The 19,442-nt window shown below is 44.9% G+C and carries 24 protein-coding genes; 13 read left to right on the top strand and 11 right to left on the bottom strand.

Annotation, left to right across the window (positions count from 1 at the left end; all coding sequences use genetic code 11):
• Positions 1-19 precede the first annotated feature (19 nt).
• The 5 genes from CBI31_RS09135 to mltG are packed head-to-tail and all read right to left on the bottom strand — an operon-like array spanning position 20 to position 4,406.
• Positions 20-721 carry an ankyrin repeat domain-containing protein gene (locus CBI31_RS09135; protein WP_088526106.1) on the bottom strand — a complete coding sequence of 234 codons (702 nt, stop codon included), beginning with the start codon at positions 719-721 and terminating at the stop codon, positions 20-22.
• Complete coding sequence (locus CBI31_RS09130) at positions 718-1,509, bottom strand: TatD family hydrolase (protein WP_088526105.1); 792 nt, start codon at positions 1,507-1,509, stop codon at positions 718-720. The genes CBI31_RS09135 and CBI31_RS09130 overlap by 4 nt, the downstream gene beginning before the upstream one ends.
• A gap of 31 nt (positions 1,510-1,540) precedes the next feature.
• Complete coding sequence (locus CBI31_RS09125) at positions 1,541-2,683, bottom strand: DNA polymerase III subunit delta' (RefSeq protein WP_088526104.1); 1,143 nt, start codon at positions 2,681-2,683, stop codon at positions 1,541-1,543.
• Complete coding sequence (gene tmk / locus CBI31_RS09120) at positions 2,684-3,322, bottom strand: dTMP kinase (RefSeq protein WP_088526103.1); 639 nt, start codon at positions 3,320-3,322, stop codon at positions 2,684-2,686.
• A 16-nt stretch (positions 3,323-3,338) separates the two neighbouring features.
• Positions 3,339-4,406 (bottom strand): endolytic transglycosylase MltG, encoded by a 1,068-nt coding sequence (gene mltG / locus CBI31_RS09115; protein WP_088526102.1) that lies wholly within the window; start codon positions 4,404-4,406, stop codon positions 3,339-3,341.
• A 20-nt stretch (positions 4,407-4,426) separates the two neighbouring features.
• Here mltG and ygfZ point away from each other — a divergent pair, with 20 nt between their 5' ends.
• Positions 4,427-5,404, top strand: coding sequence for a CAF17-like 4Fe-4S cluster assembly/insertion protein YgfZ (ygfZ, locus tag CBI31_RS09110; RefSeq protein ID WP_088526101.1), 978 nt, complete (start codon positions 4,427-4,429; stop codon positions 5,402-5,404).
• Between the two features lie 14 nt (positions 5,405-5,418).
• Positions 5,419-6,276, top strand: a complete 858-nt coding sequence (locus CBI31_RS09105) for an NRDE family protein (RefSeq protein ID WP_088526100.1) — start codon at positions 5,419-5,421, stop codon at positions 6,274-6,276.
• A gap of 3 nt (positions 6,277-6,279) precedes the next feature.
• On the opposite strand, the gene CBI31_RS09100 is transcribed toward CBI31_RS09105, so the two are convergent.
• The gene (locus tag CBI31_RS09100; RefSeq protein ID WP_088526099.1) at positions 6,280-6,771 is read right to left on the bottom strand and encodes a PaaI family thioesterase; all 492 of its coding nucleotides are present in this window, start codon (positions 6,769-6,771) and stop codon (positions 6,280-6,282) included.
• Between the two features lie 55 nt (positions 6,772-6,826).
• On the opposite strand from CBI31_RS09100, the gene CBI31_RS09095 reads away from it, so the two are divergent.
• From CBI31_RS09095 to CBI31_RS09075, 5 genes are read left to right on the top strand one after another with little or no spacing between them, the layout of a single operon-like run.
• Entirely contained in the window at positions 6,827-8,293 is a 1,467-nt protein-coding gene (locus CBI31_RS09095) for a protein adenylyltransferase SelO (protein WP_088526098.1), read from the top strand.
• A gap of 47 nt (positions 8,294-8,340) precedes the next feature.
• Positions 8,341-8,745 (top strand): peptide-methionine (R)-S-oxide reductase MsrB, encoded by a 405-nt coding sequence (gene msrB, locus CBI31_RS09090; RefSeq protein ID WP_088526097.1) that lies wholly within the window; start codon positions 8,341-8,343, stop codon positions 8,743-8,745.
• A 34-nt stretch (positions 8,746-8,779) separates the two neighbouring features.
• Positions 8,780-9,328 (top strand): septation protein A, encoded by a 549-nt coding sequence (locus CBI31_RS09085; RefSeq protein WP_088526096.1) that lies wholly within the window; start codon positions 8,780-8,782, stop codon positions 9,326-9,328.
• Positions 9,325-9,615 carry a BolA family protein gene (locus tag CBI31_RS09080; protein ID WP_088526095.1) on the top strand — a complete coding sequence of 97 codons (291 nt, stop codon included), beginning with the start codon at positions 9,325-9,327 and terminating at the stop codon, positions 9,613-9,615. Before CBI31_RS09085 ends, CBI31_RS09080 begins: the two co-directional genes overlap by 4 nt.
• Positions 9,616-9,675: 60 nt before the next feature.
• On the top strand, positions 9,676-10,467 hold the full coding sequence (locus tag CBI31_RS09075) for a peptidylprolyl isomerase (protein WP_088526094.1): 792 nt from the start codon (positions 9,676-9,678) through the stop codon (positions 10,465-10,467).
• Between the two features lie 12 nt (positions 10,468-10,479).
• On the opposite strand, the gene CBI31_RS09070 is transcribed toward CBI31_RS09075, so the two are convergent.
• The 4 genes from CBI31_RS09070 to CBI31_RS09055 form a co-directional block, all read right to left on the bottom strand.
• Positions 10,480-11,637 carry an MFS transporter gene (locus tag CBI31_RS09070; RefSeq protein ID WP_088526093.1) on the bottom strand — a complete coding sequence of 386 codons (1,158 nt, stop codon included), beginning with the start codon at positions 11,635-11,637 and terminating at the stop codon, positions 10,480-10,482.
• Positions 11,638-11,651: 14 nt separating this feature from the next.
• On the bottom strand, positions 11,652-12,767 hold the full coding sequence (gene aroC, locus CBI31_RS09065; protein ID WP_088526092.1) for a chorismate synthase: 1,116 nt from the start codon (positions 12,765-12,767) through the stop codon (positions 11,652-11,654).
• A gap of 53 nt (positions 12,768-12,820) precedes the next feature.
• On the bottom strand, positions 12,821-13,276 hold the full coding sequence (locus tag CBI31_RS09060; protein WP_088526091.1) for a CBS domain-containing protein: 456 nt from the start codon (positions 13,274-13,276) through the stop codon (positions 12,821-12,823).
• Between the two features lie 87 nt (positions 13,277-13,363).
• Positions 13,364-14,212 (bottom strand): YhjD/YihY/BrkB family envelope integrity protein, encoded by an 849-nt coding sequence (locus tag CBI31_RS09055; RefSeq protein ID WP_088526090.1) that lies wholly within the window; start codon positions 14,210-14,212, stop codon positions 13,364-13,366.
• 19 nt (positions 14,213-14,231) lie between these two features.
• Between CBI31_RS09055 and wrbA the strand changes: the two genes are divergently transcribed.
• From wrbA to ppk2, 6 genes are all read left to right on the top strand, one after another.
• On the top strand, positions 14,232-14,837 hold the full coding sequence (gene wrbA / locus CBI31_RS09050) for an NAD(P)H:quinone oxidoreductase (RefSeq protein WP_088526089.1): 606 nt from the start codon (positions 14,232-14,234) through the stop codon (positions 14,835-14,837).
• Positions 14,838-14,842: 5 nt separating this feature from the next.
• Positions 14,843-15,232: a DUF2069 domain-containing protein gene (locus tag CBI31_RS09045; protein ID WP_088526088.1), complete on the top strand. Its 390-nt coding sequence runs from the start codon at positions 14,843-14,845 to the stop codon at positions 15,230-15,232.
• A complete protein-coding gene (locus CBI31_RS09040) occupies positions 15,232-16,650 on the top strand; it encodes an FAD-binding oxidoreductase (RefSeq protein ID WP_088526087.1) in 1,419 nt (472 codons plus the stop codon). Before CBI31_RS09045 ends, CBI31_RS09040 begins: the two co-directional genes overlap by 1 nt.
• A 95-nt stretch (positions 16,651-16,745) precedes the next feature.
• Positions 16,746-16,931, top strand: coding sequence for a hypothetical protein (locus tag CBI31_RS09035; RefSeq protein ID WP_088526086.1), 186 nt, complete (start codon positions 16,746-16,748; stop codon positions 16,929-16,931).
• Positions 16,932-17,346: 415 nt separating this feature from the next.
• A complete protein-coding gene (locus tag CBI31_RS09030) occupies positions 17,347-17,577 on the top strand; it encodes a serine/threonine protein kinase (protein ID WP_088526085.1) in 231 nt (76 codons plus the stop codon).
• A gap of 2 nt (positions 17,578-17,579) precedes the next feature.
• Positions 17,580-18,362 carry a polyphosphate kinase 2 gene (ppk2, locus tag CBI31_RS09025; RefSeq protein ID WP_088526084.1) on the top strand — a complete coding sequence of 261 codons (783 nt, stop codon included), beginning with the start codon at positions 17,580-17,582 and terminating at the stop codon, positions 18,360-18,362.
• 31 nt (positions 18,363-18,393) lie between these two features.
• On the opposite strand, the gene CBI31_RS09020 is transcribed toward ppk2, so the two are convergent.
• Complete coding sequence (locus tag CBI31_RS09020; RefSeq protein ID WP_088526083.1) at positions 18,394-19,395, bottom strand: sulfurtransferase; 1,002 nt, start codon at positions 19,393-19,395, stop codon at positions 18,394-18,396.
• Positions 19,396-19,442 lie beyond the last annotated feature (47 nt).

The following is a 19,442-nucleotide window of genomic DNA, read 5'->3' as shown; positions in this document are numbered from 1 at the left end:
ATGATTATACGCAGATTGTCTATGAGGCCTTTGACTTCACTGGGCTCACATAAGGCTTCTTATAGAGTTTTAACCAACGGGATCTAAGGCCCTCACTAATCCAAGGCTTGTCATAAACATCAGCAATATCAATCGCTGTTAAGCCTTGTGAGTTTCGTAGTTGTAAGTCTGCGCCTTTATCTAAGAGCAGCTTGACCAATTGCTCATTGCCAGATTGGACGGCCATCATCAGCGGCGTTGTATTGCCAAGGCTCATGGAATCAACGATAGCTCCATTTGCAATTAAGAACTGGGAAACTTCCAGCTGGCCCTTGGCGCACGCGTAATGTAAAGGTGTCCAGCCAATGTGATCTAGTTGTGCCTTATGGCCAATAACCAGAGTCTTAACAAGTGGCAAATTTCCATCGATTGAAGCCATCATTAAGGGTGTTTCACCGTTCTTATCCGATAAGTCAACATCAATATTCTTATCGCCAAGCAATAAATCAATAACCTTAGGAGATTTCTCCCTAATGGCCAAAACCAACATTGGGCTGCCATTTACATCAACAGTGTTTGGATTTAAGCCTTTTTTTAGTAAAGCTTTGACCTCAGAAACATCATCAAATTTAGCTGCTTTGGCAAAATCAGCAACCTGGGCTGGGGTTTGTGAGTGAGAAAGCTGAATTCCAATGCAAATCAAACATAAAAACATCCCTAATTTATTAAACTTTAATATCATGAATAACTTCTATCTAATTGAAAACATTCATAAAAATTACTTGAAGTTTGATCAGCAAGCTCTTGAATAGGAATTCCTTTGAGATTAGCAATGAATTCGCCAACCTTAGCCACCCATGCAGGCTCATTGATTTTCCCGCGATACGGAATAGGCGCTAGATAAGGAGAATCTGTCTCGATGAGCATTCTGTCCAGCGGAACCGCCATACATGTCGCCTGAAGGTCTTTAGCACTTTTAAAGGTCACTATTCCAGAAAAAGAGATATAAAAGCCCATTTCCATAGCCAGTTGAGCCATTTCTAGGCTTTCAGTAAAGCAATGCATCACCCCGCCAATCTGCTGTGCGCCCTCTTCCTTGAGGATCTTGATAGTGTCTTCGGATGCTGAACGTGTATGGATGATAAGAGGCTTTTTAGAGGCTATTGCAGCCCTGATATGGGTTCTAAAGCGCTCACGTTGCCATTCCATGGATGCATAGCTGCGATCACCCATTCGGTAGTAGTCCAGTCCAGTTTCACCAATAGCAACGATTTTGGGATGCTTTAAAGCGGTTTCTACCAGGAAGTCATAACTAGGCTCGGGAGTGTCCTCATAGTCGGGATGAACCCCAACAGAGGCATATAAATGGGAGTGATCCTGGGCAAGCTTTAAAACATTGGGAAAGTCTGGCAGATCGACAGATACGCACAAGGCATTGCTTACTTTGGCAGCCGCCATATTCGCAAGCACTTCAGGCAAGCGAGATTGAAATTCTGGGAAATCGAGATGGCAATGAGAGTCTATAAACATGACTCGCTATTTTAGACTGCCTAGGTCTAAATTAAGATTCAAAAACTTGTTGGTATTGAGATAGCAAGGCTTCTAACTGAACTCTATTAGCCAAGGGGTGATTTTCATGACGACGAGCTTGAATCAGAGATTTCCAAAAATGATGCAGTTTGGGGGTCTTGGCGGTTTGAGACAAACTTTGAAGCGTTGCAATGTGTTTTGGGTAATAACGCGGGTTACCGCCCTGTGCAACAGCTTGAAGATCAGAGGTCCAGCGTTGCATTGCGGCCAATAAATAGCTGTATCGGGCCTTGTGCGTCTTCTCCGCAGAATCTAACCAATTCATGCGCACTCCTTGCGACATGGATTGAAGCAGATAGCGTGAGGCTTGAATGGCAATCGTTAATTCATCTTTGTCATCTTGATTGTTTCTTGCAATCAAGGAATCTAAAACTGAGTATGGCGCCCCACCCTGTTCATCGTAAACGGTTTCAATATCAGCATCGTTTACTTTAAGCCCATTGATTTTCTGTAATTGCGAACGTAACCACGCTAAGCCTTGCTCACGATCTGGGCGTGGCGCAGTCAGTAAGCGACAACGAGAACGAATGGTCGGCAGAACACGATCTACTCGATCAGCTAACAAGATAAAGATAGTATTTGCTGGGGGCTCTTCTAAGGACTTTAGTAAAGTATTGGCAGAATCAGAACGCAGCATCTCTAAGGGGTAAATCAAGATCACACGATTACCCCCTCGATGCGAACCAATTGAAAGACCTTCTATAGCGCTACGAGTCTCTTCAATGGAAATATTTTTCTTTTCTTTCTTTTCACTAGTCTCACCATCAGAATCATCTCGTACTGCTTTGCCTTTCTTTGGAGACTCATCACTTTCATAGTCGGCATGCGGCAATAGCCTGCGATGCGTCTCGGGAACCAGGGCAATAAAGTCGGGATGATTTCCAGTGCTAAACCAATGGCAGGCCTCACATTGATTGCAGGGACGTGAAGCTGTGTGAGAACTCTCACATAAGAGGGCTTTTGCAAGCTCAAGCGAAAATGCAAATTTACCAATGCCGGATTGACCATGCAATAAGGTCGCATTAGGAAAGTTGGAAAAATCCAAGTTATCCCATAGCCCTTGCAGCCATGGCGCTAGAGACTTTTTTGGTTCGGCAAGCATGGAGTCACTCATTTAGATTTTGAATTTCAAATGACTTAATTCATTCCAAATGAGGTCTGGAGTTTTTGTGGCATCTACTAAATGAAAGCGCGATGGATCTTCCTTGGCGCGGCGAAGATACTCTTGGCGAACTTTCTCAAAGAAATTTAAATCCATTTTTTCAAACTTATCTGGTGCTCGTGCTTTAGAGCGACGCGCCTCTGCAATCTCACCTGGTAAATCAAACAGGATCGTGAGATTAGGCTGGAGTAAGAGGCCATTAGCGCCGCCTTGCACCCAACGCTCAAGTTGATTTAATTTATCAAGACTTAAGCCCCGCCCTCCTCCTTGATAAGCAAAGCTAGCATCCGTGAATCGGTCTGAAATGACTATTTTTCCAGCCTTCAAAGCAGGCTCAATCACTTGAGCGATATGTTCACGACGAGCAGCAAACATTAACAAAGCTTCTGTCTCTAAATTCATTGGGGCATCCAGCAACAATGCCCTTAGCTGCTCACCCAAAGGTGTGCCACCCGGCTCGCGGGTCATGACCACTTCACGATCGGGATAGCGCTCTTGCATCAGCCGTTGAAACGACTCGAGATGAGTGCTCTTACCGGCACCATCAATACCTTCAAAGCTAATAAAAAATCCTGGATACATTGATGTCATATGAAATTAAATCGCATTAATGGGATGTCCGGCTTGGCTTGCGCTGATATTGATCCACTGCCCTCTCATGCTCACTAAGGCTTTGAGAAAAGTGGCTACTGCCATCGCCTTTAGCTACAAAAAATAATACATTGCTTACAGCAGGATGAATGGCTGCTTGAATTGATTCTTTGCTCGGCATGGCGATGGGGGTTGGAGGCAATCCTTTGCGCATATAGGTATTGTAGGGATTGTCTTTGCGAAGATCTGCTTTACGAAGATTACCGTCAAATTGAGGGCCAATGCCATAAATAACGGTAGGATCGGTTTGCAACATCATTCCCTTATTTAAGCGATTGGTGAAGACGGCTGCAACCAAGCCCCTGTCAGCTGAACGCCCAGTTTCCTTTTCCACAATAGATGCCAGAGTGAGAAGCTCATAAGGTGTTTTCAAGGGGGAATTTGCCTCTTTTTGTGACCATGCGTAAGAAAGCTGTTTTTGCATTGCCTGTGACGCCCTGCGATAGATTTCAATATCAGACTCGTCCGGATCAAAGATATAGGTATCTGGCATAAAAATACCTTCAAGCCCCGGATAACTAAGGTTGAGTTTTTGCAGTATTTCTTTTGGACTCATGCCCTTAGTCTGATGAAGCAATGATGGATGCGCATCCACCAATTGCCTTAATTGCCAGATGGTCATGCCGGGAACGATGGCAATACTCTCCTTCACCCTATCGCCTCGGGCAATTTGAAGAAGAATGGTTCCTAAACTTGCACTCGTTGGTAAAAGATAAGTTCCTGGTTTTAGCTTTGATCCAACCAACAAAGCTCTTGCGCTCACCTGAAATACGATTGAATTCGTAGAAACGCCCTGCTCCTCTAATTGCCCGGAAATGCTAGCAAGTCCTGACTGGGGCTTAACTTTGACCTTATAAACTAGCAAATCAGCCACATTGGGATTGGATGGAACTACTGGCCATAAAAAGATGCCGCTATAGAAGATACCAATCACCGCAAGAAGCCCATATAGCCAAGCTCTAAGACGTTGGCCCAAAGTGTTGTTCTTATTAAAACGACGACTTCCCTGAATTTTTCTACTCATCAGGCTATGATAAAAGGGTCATGATCAATCACCCCCAAAATACACCAATACAAGCCAATCTCCCCCAATGGGGCCTCATTTTTGTGGAGGGTGCAGATGCCGCTAGTTTTTTACAAAATCAGCTGAGTAATTCTGTATTGGGCTTGAATCGGACCTTCGCCCCGCAAACTGCCCAAACCCATAACTCAGTCAGACTGGTCGGATATTGCAATCCAAAAGGAAGATTACTAGCCAGCGCCTGGATTGGGCAATTTCCTGAAGATGTCAATGCGCCAGATCGTTTTGCACTATTCCTCTCCAAAGATATCGCAGCATCTATAGCCAAACGCTTATCGATGTTTGTGCTGCGCTCCAAAGTAAAAGTGATCGATGCATCATCTGCATGGAGTATTTCTGGATATTGCTGCATTGAATCAGATATTGCAGATCTCAAAATAGAAGTTGGTCAAATTGGCTTACGCCTACCAAATGTCTTAGCAAATAATTACACGTATTCACGAGTATTGATTGCACGGAATAATGATGGCTCAGAGAGCAACTTGAGTGATGATTCCATACAGTGGGATCATCTTGAGGTAATGAGTGCAATTCCGAGAATTGTTCTAGCAACGCAAGAGCAATTTGTTCCGCAAATGATTAACTTTGAATCCGTTGCCGGAGTGGACTTTAAAAAGGGTTGCTATCCAGGACAAGAAATCGTCGCGCGTAGCCAATACCGGGGCGTTATCAAGAGGCGGCTGCAACTAGCGCACACTTCAATAGACTCCCTAGGTAGCGTCTCGATAGCCCCAGGTACCGAGCTTTTTCATGAGAACGACCCCGCCCAACCAGCTGGTATGGTGGTCCTGTCATCTCCATCCCCCACAGAGCCCAATAGAATCGACCTCCAGGTGGAATGCAAATTGGATGCGCTAGAAGGTGGAGAAATCCATCTAGGAAGCGTGCAAGGACCTGTGTTAAAAATAGATCCATTGCCTTATCCATTCATTGAAATTTAGGATTTTCTGCTGATATGTGCCTGATCCTTTTTGCCTGGAAATCACATCCTGACTACCCCTTGGTAGTTGCAGCTAATCGCGATGAGTTTTATGAGCGTGACACTGAAGGTATTTCTTGGTGGCCAGAGCACCCCCATATTTTAGCTGGTAGAGATCGTGCTGATGTTTTGGGAAGCCCAGGTACCTGGCTAGGCTTTACCAAGACCGGTAAGTTTGCCGCACTGACGAATGTTAGGGCGCCTAGCGAAAAAAATCCTGACTCAAGAACGCGTGGAGAACTCTCCTTAATGTATCTTTCAGGAAAGGAGCAACCTACTGACTTCATCCAAGAAAATGTAAAGCGTTTCCAGAATTACAACGGCTTTAATCTTTTAATGGCTGACCTAAGTAATCCTGAGAATGCCCAGATGCATTGGGTTAGTAACCGTATGATGATGGGCCAGAGTATTCGTCCACGTAAAGTTTTCCCTCAGCAACCCTTAGATGCTGGTGTTTACGGGCTTTCTAATGCCATGCTCGATACGCCATGGCCTAAGGTAAACCATCGTGTAGCTGCCTTTGCACAGACACTTGCTATGGATAGTGGTCAACTAAAAAATGTAGACCAATATTTAAAGTTACTAGCTGATACCCATCACGCAAGTGATCATGAACTGCCTAATACCGGCGTGACTCGCGAATGGGAAAAGGCACTCTCACCCGCCTTCATTAAAACTGATACCTATGGAACGCGTTCCAGCACAGTGCTCAGAGTACGTAAAGACGGTCAATTTGAAATGGTAGAACGTCGCTTCGATGCTACTGGCACAGTTGGCCATGACGTGATTACCGGCGCTCTTAGTGCTGCACCCGGCTCTAATCTTTCGGTTTAATTCTTAGTCGTTTGTTTCGCCACGTAGGTCATCATTCACAACACGACTGCCATCAGCATTGCGAGTTGCTAAGCGCTTTAAGTATTTAAACGTTCCTGTCGCCATACAGCACACTTCACCCTGATCGTTGTAAAGCTTAGCTTCACAAAAGGCCATAGTGGCTGTACTACGAACCGTATCGGCTTTTACACGTAATACGCCATTGGCAGCCTGCATAAAGTTATTTTTCAATTCAATTGTGACCACACTGCGGTCACCAGGATCACCTGATCTGGCAGCTACAGCCATAGCCACATCCATTAGAGTGAGAAGAACGCCGCCATGGGCTACGGCCCAAGTATTGGTATGCTCTGGCTTAAGAGCTAGCAAGATCTCCCCTTTGCCCATTTCTGCGCTCAGACAGCGAACACCCAGAAGCTTTAAAAAGGGAACATTTAATTCTTCACCTAAGTTGGCAAGCTGAGTTTGGGCATTGATCTGGACTTGTTTATTCATACCCGGATTTTAGTAGCTCAAACGCTATTTGGGAAATCCCCCTAGAATAGTTCTTATGGCCTTTACTTTAAGCGGCGATGACGCTGTCCAAGAACTACAACCAAGCCCGATTCCAGAGCCCTATTGGGTGGCTTTTTCATCATCGGCAGCTAAATTACTCAAACTCAAGTTAAAGAGTGATGGCTATCCAGAGGATGGGTCTTGGCTGAACCTTTTAGCAGGAAATAGTCTGGAGACTCAGTCTCAGAAATTTCCCAATCCAATTGCCACTGCTTACAGCGGACATCAATTTGGCGTCTGGGCTGGACAGCTAGGCGATGGTAGAGCAATCCTCTTGGGCAATATCGCTGGCCAAGAACTACAACTAAAGGGTGCTGGTAAGACGCGTTATTCGCGCATGGGTGATGGCAGAGCTGTCTTGCGCTCTTCTATCCGCGAGTTTTTATGCAGCGAAGCTATGTTTTCTTTAGGTATCCCCACCAGCAGGGCGTTATCGGTGGTCGGATCTAAGATGCCAGTCTTGCGAGAGGCCCTAGAAACTGCTGCCGTGTGCGCCCGCTTAGCACCGAGTTTTATTCGCGTTGGTCATTTTGAACACTTTGCTTCAACCCAAAATATCGCTCGACTGAAAGAGCTCGCAGATTTACTAATAAATGAGCATTATTCAGAATGCCTTAATAATAAAGATCACTACTTAGCGCTATTTCAAAAGATATCTGAGCGAAATGCAAAGCTAGTTGCTCAGTGGCAAGCCGTTGGCTTTTGTCATGGAGTTCTCAACAGCGACAATATCAGCGTATTAGGACTGACGATTGACTATGGTCCTTTTGGCTTTCTGGATCAATTTCAAATGGACCACATCTGCAATCATAGCGATCATGGTGGCCGCTATTCTTATCATCGCCAGCCGCAGATCATGCATTGGAATATGGCTTGCTTAGCGAGCGCCTTTTTACCTTTACTAGAATTAGATCACTCTAAAGAAGAAGCCCAAAAGCTACTCACTGATGCGCTCAGTGAATTTCCAATCATCTTTGAAAAAGATTGGCAGACTCTATTTAGGGGCAAGCTGGGCTTCGTTAATGAGCAAGAAGAAGATATCGAACTCATTGAAAGACTACTTCAGATGATGCATGAGACAAGAGTCGACTTTACAAAGTTCTTTAGAGGGCTTGCGGATATTAATTCTAATGCCCCTATCAGCCAAATCGAAGCACGCAATGATTTTATTGATCGGGATGCGATTGATCAATGGTTTAGTGATTACATCGCGCGCTTACAGGCAGAATCTAGTGTTGATGCTGAACGCAAACAAAGAATGAATGCAGTCAACCCAAAATATATATTGCGCAATCATTTAGCCCAAGCTGCTATTGAAAAGGCTCAACAGCAAGACTTTTCTGAAGTGGCTAAACTCTTAAGCATTTTAGAGAGCCCGTTTGATGAACAAGAGCAATACCAAGAGTACGCAAACCCCCCTCCTCCAGATCTAGAGTTCATTGAAGTTAGCTGCTCTTCCTAATACCTCACTACCGATTGAAATCAAGAGAGTTCTTATGAAAAAAACAAATCCAGAATACAAAAAAAATACTTACCGATATTGAGTATCGCGTCACTAGAGAGGCTGCTACTGAAAGGCCATTTACTGGAAAATATTGGGACCATTGGGACAAAGGTAGATATAGCTGCGTTTGCTGTCATACCCCGCTCTTCCTTTCAGACACTAAATTTGATGCTGGCTGCGGATGGCCTAGCTACAACCAACCAGAGGAAGAATCAGCCATCAAAGAAATTAAGGATGTTAGCCATGGAATGATTCGTACTGAAGTACGCTGCGCCAACTGTGATGCCCATTTAGGCCATGTCTTTGACGATGGCCCAAATCCAACTGGCTTACGCTATTGCATTAATTCTGCATCTTTGAGCTTTGAGCCTAGCTCTAATGCAAAGCCCACAAACGAATCTGATAAATAGGGCTGAAATATTAAATAGCTGGATAATGCCTCTTATGAAATTTTTATTCGATCTATTCCCCATCATCCTGTTCTTTATCGCCTTTAAATTTGGTGATATCTACACCGCAACGATTGTTGCCATGGTTGCAACTATTGGACAAATTCTGTGGGTTTACTATCGCCACCGCAAGATCGATGCCATGCAATGGGTTAGTTTGGTCATGATTCTAGTATTTGGCAGCCTAACCATCTTTTTGCATGACAAGACTTTTATCCAACTAAAACCGACTGCCCTTTACTGGCTATTTTCAGGGGCTTTATTTATAAGCGCCCAATTCTTCAGTAAAAATTGGATTCAAGTTCTCATGGGCAAGCAAGTTACTCTCAAACCAGAAAACTCGCACTCAGTTTGGCATCGACTCAATATGGCTTGGGCTGCATTCTTCTTCCTGATGGGTATCCTCAATCTGTATATCGCTTTTGAGTTCTCTGAAGAAACTTGGGTTAACTTCAAGCTCTTTGGTAGCACAGGCTTACTAGTCGCCTTTGTCATCGCCCAAGGTATTTGGCTTTCACGTCATATGGAGCATCCCTCTGAATGAGTATTAATCAAGCACGTATTGCATTATTTGAGCAGGACCTACATAAAACATTTGCGATTGAGCATCTTCAGATTGAAGATGAAAGTCATCTGCATGCTGGGCATGCGGGCGCAGCTACTGGTGGTGGCCACTTTAAGCTGACTATCGTTGCCCCAGAATTCAAGGGTCTGGGCTTAGTCGCTAGACATCGCGCAGTCTACGCTGCCTTAAATCGACATATCCCAACAGAGATCCATGCCCTAACAATTAATGCCATAGCACCAGGTGAATCCGGCTCATCAGTTTGATTTACACTGACAGCCATTGAAACCGGATCATTCAGACCATTTATTAAATAATCTCCCACTATGTTGAAACTTCAATCCTCTTTTACTATCAGTCTTTTTGCCCTCTTCTTGTCAGCAAATGCAGTTGCTCAGAATGCTGTCATCGTCAACGGCAAAGCTATTCCTAAGGCTCAGTTAGATAAGTTAGTGGAAAAAATGGGTAAGCCAGATGATCCTCAAGTACGAGATCAAGCCCGAGAAATGCTAATCACCCGTGAATTGATTTTGCAGGACGCTGATAAGCGTGGGGTTATCCAAAAAGAAGCGGTACGTGAGCAATTAGAACAAGCGCGTGTGGGAGTTTTAGTGGGGGCTGTTTTTGAGGACTATGTAGAGCGCGAAGGCGTCACGGATGCAGACCTGAAGGCCGCCTATGAAAACATCAAAGGTGAGTATGCCGGTAAGGAATATCACGTAGAGCATATATTGGTGGACAAAGAAGCAGATGCCAAAGCGATCATTGTCCAGCTGAAGGCTGGCGCTAATTTTGAAGATATGGCCAAAGCTAAATCTAAAGATCCCGGCTCCGCTAAAAATGGTGGCGACCTCGGCTGGGTATCTGATAAAGCCCTGGTTCCTGAGTTTTCAAAAGCCATGGTGCAACTTAAGAACGGTCAGATTACTGATAAGCCAGTGAAATCTCAATTTGGATATCACATTATCAAGACCCTAGATTCTCGTGAAGCCAAGGCTCCTAGCTTTGATGAGATGAAAGACCAGCTAAAACAAATGATCATGTCTGATCAGAATTGGCAAAAAGTAAAGTTCTCAGAAATGATGCAAAAACTTCGCGCTAAGGCAAAGATTCAGTAAGAAGAGTTTTCCTTATCTGCCTGGATAATGGCGTGGTCTCAGTTTTTGAATTGCCATGCCAGCCAATCCACAGGCAAATGCAGCCATCACAAATACATCGCGTGGTTGAGATAGCTCCCAGATCCAGCCTGCACACAATCCGCCCAAAGTACCGCCCAGCCCATAAGAGACGGTTGCCATTAAGGCTTGGCCTCTAGCCTGCAAGGGCCCAGTAAACCAGCGTTGGAGTAATTTTGTGGCGGCACTATGGTGGGCCGCAAAAGTACCTGCATGTAAGACTTGAGCAAAGATCAGAATAGCTGTTGTTGGCAAGAATGCAATCAAAATAAAACGCACCACCCCAATCCCAAAAGCTGCCTGAAGAATAACCTCAGCGTCTAAACGACTCAGCACTCTACTTTGGAAGTAGAAGAAAATCACTTCTGCAAATACGCCTAAGGCCCAGAACAATCCAATTTGAAATTTATCGTAACCAAGATTGGCAAGATAGAGGGAATAAAAAACATATAGGGCTGCATGAGCAAACACCATAAAGAAACCAGAGATTAAAAACCAGCGAACATCTGGGTTCAAGAGCAGCACTAGCAATTCACCCTTGACCATTTTGCGGCGCTCCATCTTTGGCTCATGCAGCAAAAATGTGACCAAGGCTAGTGATACCAATACAATCGCACCCACCGCAGGATAGAGCTCTATCGAGTTTCGTTGAAAGAGCTCACCAGCAGTCAGCACCATGAATATGAAGCCTAGGGACCCCCACAGGCGCAGTCGCCCATAACGTTTATCAAAAGAATTATCTTTAAATAAAGCGTGTACGGTTGCAGATTCTCCAAGAGGCATCAGACTGCTTAGGATGGTATGCAGAACAAACATCCAGATAAAAAAGCTGATGTAGCTTTGTAAAAAGTAAATAGATAAAAAGACTAGCGCCGCCAAGCAAGCACAAAAGCGAATAATCCCAACGCGGTTCGATAAAAAGTCAGAGAGCCAGCCCCAAGAAAATGGCCCAATAATGCGGGTAATTTGGAGCATTGACATCAATACTGCAATCTCTATTACGCTAAATCCGCGCTCTAAAAAGAATAAGCTAGCGTAAGGTGAGACCAGGCCAACATAAGCAAAATATAAAAAGAAAAAGGACCCGAAGGCCCAACGAAGAGATGGTGTCATCTAAACAATAGCCATCAATCTGGTGTTGATCCCGGGCGAGCTGCAGGGATAGGCTTAACTGCCACTTGGACATCAGCGCACTGAGCGCGATGACGTAATGCGTGATCCATGACCACTAAAGCCAACATTGCTTCAGCGATGGGTGTAGCACGAATACCAACACAAGGATCATGACGACCCTTGGTTTGAACTGTAATCGGCTTGCCATCTAAGTCAATCGATTGCTTTGGACTCATGATGCTAGAAGTCGGCTTAATCGCAATAGAAACTCGCAGGTCTTGGCCGCTACTGATTCCGCCCAAGGTACCTCCAGAATGATTACTTGCAAAGCCATCGGGATGCATTTCATCGCCATGCTCACTACCACGCTGAGCAACTGATTTAAAGCCAGCGCCGATCTCAACACCTTTAACAGCATTGATTCCCATCATGGCGTGTGCAATATCTGCGTCCAACTTATTAAAGAGGGGTTCACCTAAGCCAATAGGCATATTACGTGCACGCACCTCAATGCGTGCGCCACAAGAGTCCCCGGCCTTGCGCAACTCATCCATATAAGCCTCAAGTTGCGGAATGATGTCAGCGTTAGCAGCAAAGAATGGATTCTTCTCAACCTGAGAAAGATCCTTGAATGGAATTTCCAAGGAGCCCAGTTGGCTCATATAGCCATAGAACTGCGTGCCATATTGTTGATGCAACCATTTTTTTGCAATGGCTGCCGCTGCAACAACTGGTGCAGTTAAGCGCGCAGAAGATCTACCGCCACCACGGGGATCGCGAAAACCATATTTATGGTGATAAGCATAGTCAGCATGACCCGGCCTGAATGTTTGCAAGATATCGCCATAGTCTTGACTGCGCTGATCGGTATTGCGTATTAAGAGGCCAATGGGTGCACCTGTAGTCTTGCCCTCGAAGACACCAGAGAGAATCTCAACCCGATCTTCTTCTTTACGCTGGGTCACGTGGCGCGAGGTGCCTGGTTTGCGACGATCTAGATCTAACTGAAGGTCCGCCTCCGATAAAGCCATACCTGGCGGGCAGCCGTCAACCACCGCCCCGATAGCGGGACCGTGAGATTCACCAAAAGTGGTAACAGTAAAGAGGAGGCCTAAAGTATTTCCTGACATAACAACATTATGTCATTTGTCAGGAATATCAGCCTAAAACAAGCGGCTAAGGGCTAGTTTGCAGCCTTTTCGGTATCTTCTGGCCAATCCCGAATATAGGCTTTTAGCATGGTGTTTTCGAAGTCTTGCGCTTCAACTACAGACTTGGCAACGTCATAAAAAGAGATTACACCCATCAACATTTTTTGATCTACTACAGGTAGATAGCGTGCGTGATCCACCAACATCATGCGGCGGACTTCATTGATTTCCGTTTCCATGTTGCAAGTCAGCGGTTTGTGATTCATCACAGCACTCACTTGCAGACCATCAAGCTTGCCATGATGTATTGCTAAAGCTGCAATCACCTCACGGAAAGTGAGAATACCGACTAGTTTGTCGTACTGCATAACAACCAAAGATCCTATGTCATGTTCGCTCATGACCAATACTGCAGTTTGCAGCGCAGTCTCGGGGGCGACGGTAAATAAGGTGCTGCCCTTGACGCGTAATATATCGCGAACTTTCATCTCATCTCCAGAAACAATACAAACACGACAACGATAGTTTCAATATATGCCGAAGATCTCGATCAATCAAGGGCAAGTGGATCTCTTTTAATAACGAATAACCCTAATGACACCGCTGCGGATATTAGGTAAGTTGGCTACTAAGATCGCTCCAGCCAAGGTGATCCACCAGGTCATATAGATCCAGAGCAGCCCGAGAGGGAAGATGGCGAAGGCGCCATAGACAGTCTTATAGAAGGCGGTATTACTCAGAAAAAAAGCATAGCCAAACTTCATCAACTCAAAACTAATAGCCGCAAAGAAAGCCCCTGAAAAGGCATCTGACCACAGAATCTTGGTGTAAGGTAAAACTTTATAAACGACAGTGAAAACAGCAATAGCTAGGAAGATGGGTGCAATTGCTGCCATCAGGCGAAAGCCAATGGATATCGCTTCAATCCATCCCTCAGAGGCGCTAAATAAAACGCCACTTAAATAGACACCCACACCTAACAGTACCGGCCCCAAAAAAGTTGCCGCACTATAAATGATGACCTTTTTCAATAAAGGACGACGCTCATTTACTTTGAAGATCTGATTAAATGCTGCTTCAATCACCGCCAATGTCATGATGGTGGTGATCACTAAGCCAATCAAGCCAATGAATGTTAATCCACTTGCTTTAGATGAAAACTGTTCCAGATAGGTAAATACTTGTTGATTTAGGCCGCCGGGCATATAGGTATCGAGCAGCCATGTTCTGAAAGTATTTTTAAACTGGATGACGCTGGGTAGATAACCAATCAGAATGGTGGCAATGGTGATCATTGGCACTAGAGACAAGGTGGTCGTAAACGCCAAACTGGCAACAATCTGATTCAGATTGAGGCCGCGATTACGCTCCCAGAGCTGTTTGCCCAGAGCAAGCCATAATTGAGGATTACGAATAAGGCGCATCGCCTTATCATAAGAGAATATGAACCAACCTGAAATTTTAGTTTTGTACTACTCCCGTTATGGTGCCACCAGGGATCTGGCTCGTCTGATCGCTGAAGGCATCGAAAGCGTTCCTGGGATCAATGCGCGGCTCAGAACTGTCCCTGCAATCTCCGCCGTTTGTGAGGCCACAGAAGCTGCCGTCCCAAATGAGGGCGCGCCCTATGTTGAATACACCGATCTTCAGGAATGTGCTGGTTTGGCCCTGGGCTCCCCTACTCGCTTTGGCAATATGGCAGCCCCTATGAAATATTTTTGGGATGGCAGCTCATCCGAGTGGCTCAACGGCGCTTTAATTGGAAAGCCTGCTTGCGTATTTACCAGCACAGGCAGCATGCACGGTGGGCAAGAAAGCACTCTGCTCACCATGATGATTCCTCTCCTGCATCATGGCATGGTCATTGTCGGCCTACCCTATAGTGAGCCTGATTTGATGTCTTCGAATACAGGCGGTAGCCCTTATGGAGTTACTCACTTGGCGCATGCAGATGGTCGGGCTCCGATTAGCCCTGAAGAGCAGCGTTTAGCAAAAGCCCAAGGTAAGCGCTTAGCAGAAACTGCCCTCAAACTTTTGCAGAAAAAGTAAGCAGAATGCTCAAGAAATTACTTGAAAAGAATCCGTACCAGCTCCTGGCAACAGCAGCCTTTGTTGATTTATTTATTCTATGCGTGTGTTGGGAGTGGTTTATTTCCCCCCTTCGCCCCGGTGGTTCTTGGTTGATACTAAAAGGTATCCCCCTGCTCTTTGCAATTCCAGGCCTCTGGAAAGGCAAGGTCTACACCATGCAATGGGCTTCAATGTTGGTCCTCCTCTATATCACTGAGGGTTTAGTTCGTATTCTGGAAACTGGTAGCAATTTTTGGATGGCGCTGTTAGAGACCATCCTCGCTACAAGCGGTTTTATTTGCTTACTACTCTACCTCAAGCCCATCAAGCAGCAAGCAAAAATCTTGGCCAAGCAAAAGAGACAGGCTGAGTAATGATGCAAGGCTTGATCGAACAATTTGGAGCAGTATTAGGCAAGCAATATGTTCTAACTGATGATGCAGATAAAGTGCCCTACCTCACAGATTGGCGCAAACGTTACACCGGCAAAGCCTTAGCAGTCCTTCTACCCAAAACAACTGATGAAGTAGCCAATATTGTGAAGCTTTGCGCTGCGCATCATGTCGCCATCGTTCCGCAAGGCGGACACACTGGTTTTTGTGGTGGCGCTACGCCTGATAATAGCGGCAATCAAGTCATTCTCAATCTCAAGCGTATGAATCAAATCCGTGCGATTGATTCTGCTAACCAAACCATAACGCTAGAAGCGGGATGCATTTTGCAATCTGTTCAAGAAAAAGCTGCAGCTCAAGATTTTTTGTTTCCACTCAGTCTTGGCGCAGAAGGCAGTTGCATGATTGGCGGCAACTTAGCTACCAATGCTGGGGGTACGAATGTACTGCGCTATGGCAATACTCGTGATCTTTGCTTAGGCCTTGAGGTTGTTACCGCTCAAGGTGAGATCTGGAATGGGATCAAAGGTTTGCGCAAAGACAACACTGGTTATGATTTGCGTGATCTTTTCATTGGTTCGGAAGGCACTCTAGGCATCATCACAGCAGCAGTCATGAAGCTTTACCCACTCCCAGTCTCTCAATGGACAACGCTAGTTGCCACGGATAATATTGCATCTACGATTGCTCTACTGACTCTATTTCAGAAACGTGCAACTTCATTGCTGACAGGTTTTGAAATGATGACCCAAGAATCATTGGCATTAAATGAAAAACATTTCCCACACATGGCCAATCCCTTAAAAGGAAATCCACCCTTTACTGTGTTGATTGAACTTTCTGATCACGAAAGTGAGGAGCATGTTCGTAAACTGCTCGAAACTATTTTGGAGGAGGCTTTTTCAGCTAATCTTATTAGCGATGCAGTCATCGCTAGCAATCTGAGTCAAGCTAATACGTTTTGGCATATGCGCGAGCACATTACTTTGGCACAAGCCGAAGAAGGCGCCAATCTGAAGCATGACATCACCATCCCACTTTCCTCTTTAGAAAGCTTTATTCAGGACACTGACTCACTGATGAGGCAAAAGTATCCAGGGGTAAGGATCATTAATTTTGGGCATTTGGGCGATGGAAATCTACACTACAACATTGCCCCGCCCCTAGGATTGGACCCCAAGGCGTTCAACCTCAGCCATGAAAAGGCTATCCATGAGCTGGTTTATGCCCAAGTGGAACGTTGCCAGGGCTCAATATCGGCAGAGCATGGGGTTGGGCAGCTCAAATTAGCTGACCTAAGAGCCCATAAGGGTGCTGTAGCGCATGATTTGATGAAGGCCCTAAAAAGGGCCCTAGACCCCCAAAATATCCTCAACCCCCATAAAGTAGTCTCGATTTAAGGGTTTTAAGCGCTTAAGATATTTATTAAATATTTAGAAATTCTTGTCATCTCCACCCAATTCTGATGCGTTGTATGGTCATGGAGGTGACAAATATGTCAACAAGACTCAAACGCTGGGCCCGTGCAATTGAACAAATCGACCTGTCCAAAAGGACTCCTGAGGTCGCGATTGGCTATTTAGACAATAAATACCGCGATATCGCTTGGCGTTATATCCGCATTTTAGGCTTTGAACGAACCATCAGCTTCATGGCCAGCAATAACTTTCATCCAGAGTAATTATTAGTAAAAATCCCTAATAAATCAATTATTTAGAGGATTTTCATCTCTTAACTCTCATCGCCCCATCCCGGCGGTTGCTTCAGCTTCACTCCCGATAGAGCCCTTGGGTTTTGGGGCCTGCCAACAGTACTTTCGATTGATGAAGTGGCATTAAGTGACATCACATCTTGCATGCTGACTTATTTAGAAAACTAGCCGGCCCTATTAACCAAACGGCTTCAAATACCGAAGCTAGGTTTTTGAACATATCCCGCCCAAAGTTGCACTAATCGATGAGGCAAGCATAAATTCTGTTGAATCTAAGTGCCCCTTGCATGTGGTCTCAATAGATCGTAGGATGAATCATCGACAAGTATGAAAAACTGACCTAAGGAGAAAATGATGAGTCAAAAAAAAATTAGTTAAGCAGCTAATGAAAAAACTAGACAAATTAGAGTCTGACCGCGAAAAACTCATTGATAAGTTGGCTAATGCACTAGAGAAGCTTGATAAAAAAGAAACAGCTAAAAAGCCAGCTACCAAAAAAGGGGTTGCCAAAAAGGCTCCTACCAAGAAAGTAGCTGCAAAAAAAGCTCCCAGGAAAAAAGTGGCTGCTAAAAAAGTTCCTAAAGCACCTCCACCTGCAACAGATTTGGCACCTTAAGCTTGAGTAAATCTACCAAGCCTTGTAAACACGATGATTATGATGATCAGCTACATCAACTATTGCAGATTGAATTAGTTAAGCTTCAACGTCAGGTCATTTTAGGTGGCTTGCGTCTGTTAATAATCTTGGAAGGAAGAGATGCTGCCGGCAAAGACGGCACCATCAAGCGCATCATTGAACATTTGAGCCCGCGCGAAACTCATGTTGTAGCCCTAGGAAAACCCTCCTCTCGCGAGGAAGGTGAGTGGTATTTTCAACGATATGTATCTGAGCTTCCCTCGGCAGGCGAGTTAACTATCTTCAATCGCAGCTGGTACAACAGGGCTGGTGTTGAAAAAGTGATGGGCTTTTGCACCGATACACAATACAAACAGTTCATGGGCTCTGTGAATGAATTTGAGGGCTTGCTAGCAGATTCAGGCATTCAGATCATGAAGTACTACTTAGATATTGACAAAAAAGAGCAAGCAGAACGCTTAGAGAGCCGAAAAAAGGATCCATTAAAGCAATGGAAAATTAGCCCGATTGATGAGGAGGCCCAAAATAAATGGGAAGCCTACAGCGTTGCAAGGGATCTGATGTTGCTCAAGACTAGCTCCATAAAGGCACCATGGACTGTTGTCAATGCAAACAACAAGAAACAAACTCACTTAAACCTCATCCAGGATCTCTTATCTAGAGTGAGCTATAAAGATAAGAATGAAAAGATTTTGACTGTTGATCCTGAGGTGGTGATGCCTTGCCCACCCCTTGGAAAAAAACCACCTAAGCTAGCACCATAGACTCTTATTAAGCAAAGATTGCTAGATAGCTCTAGTTACTTTTTGCTTTAAGCGCTTCTTCGAGCTGATTGATCTTATTTTGCATAGCACTCATCTTGGCATTTAGTGCCCCAACGTTAAGGAAAGACTCATCAGCGACAGGTGCTTGTAGGTTATTGCCCCACCCAAGCCAGGATGAGTCGTAGACCTTCACCTTTTTAAATCCAAGGTTTTTCAAAACAACTGCAGTTTCAGCGGCCCGAACTCCACTTTGACAATACACAACCGTTTCCTTGTCTGGATCTAATTTAGCGTAGAGCTTTTTAAGATCTGCCTCATTTTTTAGGCTCATACCAGAGTTATCTGTGAGCTGTTTTTTGCTCAGCTTAATTGCCGTAGCGGGATCCTGCCAGTTATCCTCAAAGGGAATATTGACTGAGTTAGGAATATGACCACCCCGTATAGCGCGGACATCCTTACCGGAATATTCATCTGGTGTTCGTACATCCACAATCTGCACAGATTTAGATTGTGCAAGCTTGATCATTTCTTCATTCGATACCACCAACTGAGTTTGGGGTACAAGAGTTACCGATACGGGAGCAGATGTTTGACGCTCCTGCTGAATAGGTAGCCCAGCTGATTTCCACCCATCAAAGCCATCGTGATAAATCTGAGCTTGCTTGCCACCAAAATATTGAATGGTGTACAGACCAAAATATGCATAGGGATTACCGCGTGCACCATAGACAACAATGTCTCGATTAATACTCAGGCCAGCATCATTAAACATCTTTTGTATCTTTTCTGTTGCTATGTAATCCTCTTTGTTGGGGTCTCTGAGAACGCTTCCCACCTCGCCAATATTGATTGCTCCAGGGATGTGCCCTTCTAAGAAACTTTTTTCATCACGCACATCCCAAACAATGGCACCTCGAGCAATCGCTTGCTGTACTTGGGCGGTATTCAGAATGGCATCATTTTTTTGTGCATATGCAGACACTGAGATTAGTGCGGCACTGATTAAAAACAGTTTTTTGATGAATTGATTCATGAGGGCACTTTCAACTAGAAATATATAACAAGGAATGAGCTTAACAC

Source organism: Polynucleobacter campilacus (assembly GCF_002206625.1).
GTDB lineage: Bacteria > Pseudomonadota > Gammaproteobacteria > Burkholderiales > Burkholderiaceae > Polynucleobacter > Polynucleobacter campilacus.
The sequence above is the reverse complement of the archived record's forward strand: the minus strand, read 5'-3'. Positions and strand labels throughout refer to the sequence as shown.

Bases quoted from the DNA above. Each gene is read 5' to 3' on its own strand.
- CBI31_RS09100 (WP_088526099.1), bottom strand. From the start codon at position 6,771: ATGAATAAACAAGTCCAGATCAATGCCCAAACTCAGCTTGCCAACTTA.
- CBI31_RS09020 (WP_088526083.1), bottom strand. From the start codon at position 19,395: ATGAATCAATTCATCAAAAAACTGTTTTTAATCAGTGCCGCACTAATC.
- CBI31_RS09070 (WP_088526093.1), bottom strand. From the start codon at position 11,637: ATGACACCATCTCTTCGTTGGGCCTTCGGGTCCTTTTTCTTTTTATAT.
- CBI31_RS09045 (WP_088526088.1), top strand. From the start codon at position 14,843: ATGCTCAAGAAATTACTTGAAAAGAATCCGTACCAGCTCCTGGCAACA.
- tmk (WP_088526103.1), bottom strand. From the start codon at position 3,322: ATGACATCAATGTATCCAGGATTTTTTATTAGCTTTGAAGGTATTGAT.
- CBI31_RS09085 (WP_088526096.1), top strand. From the start codon at position 8,780: ATGAAATTTTTATTCGATCTATTCCCCATCATCCTGTTCTTTATCGCC.
- CBI31_RS09075 (WP_088526094.1), top strand. From the start codon at position 9,676: ATGTTGAAACTTCAATCCTCTTTTACTATCAGTCTTTTTGCCCTCTTC.
- aroC (WP_088526092.1), bottom strand. From the start codon at position 12,767: ATGTCAGGAAATACTTTAGGCCTCCTCTTTACTGTTACCACTTTTGGT.
- ygfZ (WP_088526101.1), top strand. From the start codon at position 4,427: ATGATCAATCACCCCCAAAATACACCAATACAAGCCAATCTCCCCCAA.
- CBI31_RS09080 (WP_088526095.1), top strand. From the start codon at position 9,325: ATGAGTATTAATCAAGCACGTATTGCATTATTTGAGCAGGACCTACAT.
- CBI31_RS09095 (WP_088526098.1), top strand. From the start codon at position 6,827: ATGGCCTTTACTTTAAGCGGCGATGACGCTGTCCAAGAACTACAACCA.
- wrbA (WP_088526089.1), top strand. From the start codon at position 14,232: ATGAACCAACCTGAAATTTTAGTTTTGTACTACTCCCGTTATGGTGCC.
- CBI31_RS09105 (WP_088526100.1), top strand. From the start codon at position 5,419: ATGTGCCTGATCCTTTTTGCCTGGAAATCACATCCTGACTACCCCTTG.
- CBI31_RS09125 (WP_088526104.1), bottom strand. From the start codon at position 2,683: ATGAGTGACTCCATGCTTGCCGAACCAAAAAAGTCTCTAGCGCCATGG.
- CBI31_RS09135 (WP_088526106.1), bottom strand. From the start codon at position 721: ATGATATTAAAGTTTAATAAATTAGGGATGTTTTTATGTTTGATTTGC.
- CBI31_RS09060 (WP_088526091.1), bottom strand. From the start codon at position 13,276: ATGAAAGTTCGCGATATATTACGCGTCAAGGGCAGCACCTTATTTACC.
- CBI31_RS09040 (WP_088526087.1), top strand. From the start codon at position 15,232: ATGATGCAAGGCTTGATCGAACAATTTGGAGCAGTATTAGGCAAGCAA.
- CBI31_RS09030 (WP_088526085.1), top strand. From the start codon at position 17,347: ATGAAAAAACTAGACAAATTAGAGTCTGACCGCGAAAAACTCATTGAT.
- CBI31_RS09035 (WP_088526086.1), top strand. From the start codon at position 16,746: ATGTCAACAAGACTCAAACGCTGGGCCCGTGCAATTGAACAAATCGAC.
- mltG (WP_088526102.1), bottom strand. From the start codon at position 4,406: ATGAGTAGAAAAATTCAGGGAAGTCGTCGTTTTAATAAGAACAACACT.
- CBI31_RS09130 (WP_088526105.1), bottom strand. From the start codon at position 1,509: ATGTTTATAGACTCTCATTGCCATCTCGATTTCCCAGAATTTCAATCT.
- CBI31_RS09055 (WP_088526090.1), bottom strand. From the start codon at position 14,212: ATGCGCCTTATTCGTAATCCTCAATTATGGCTTGCTCTGGGCAAACAG.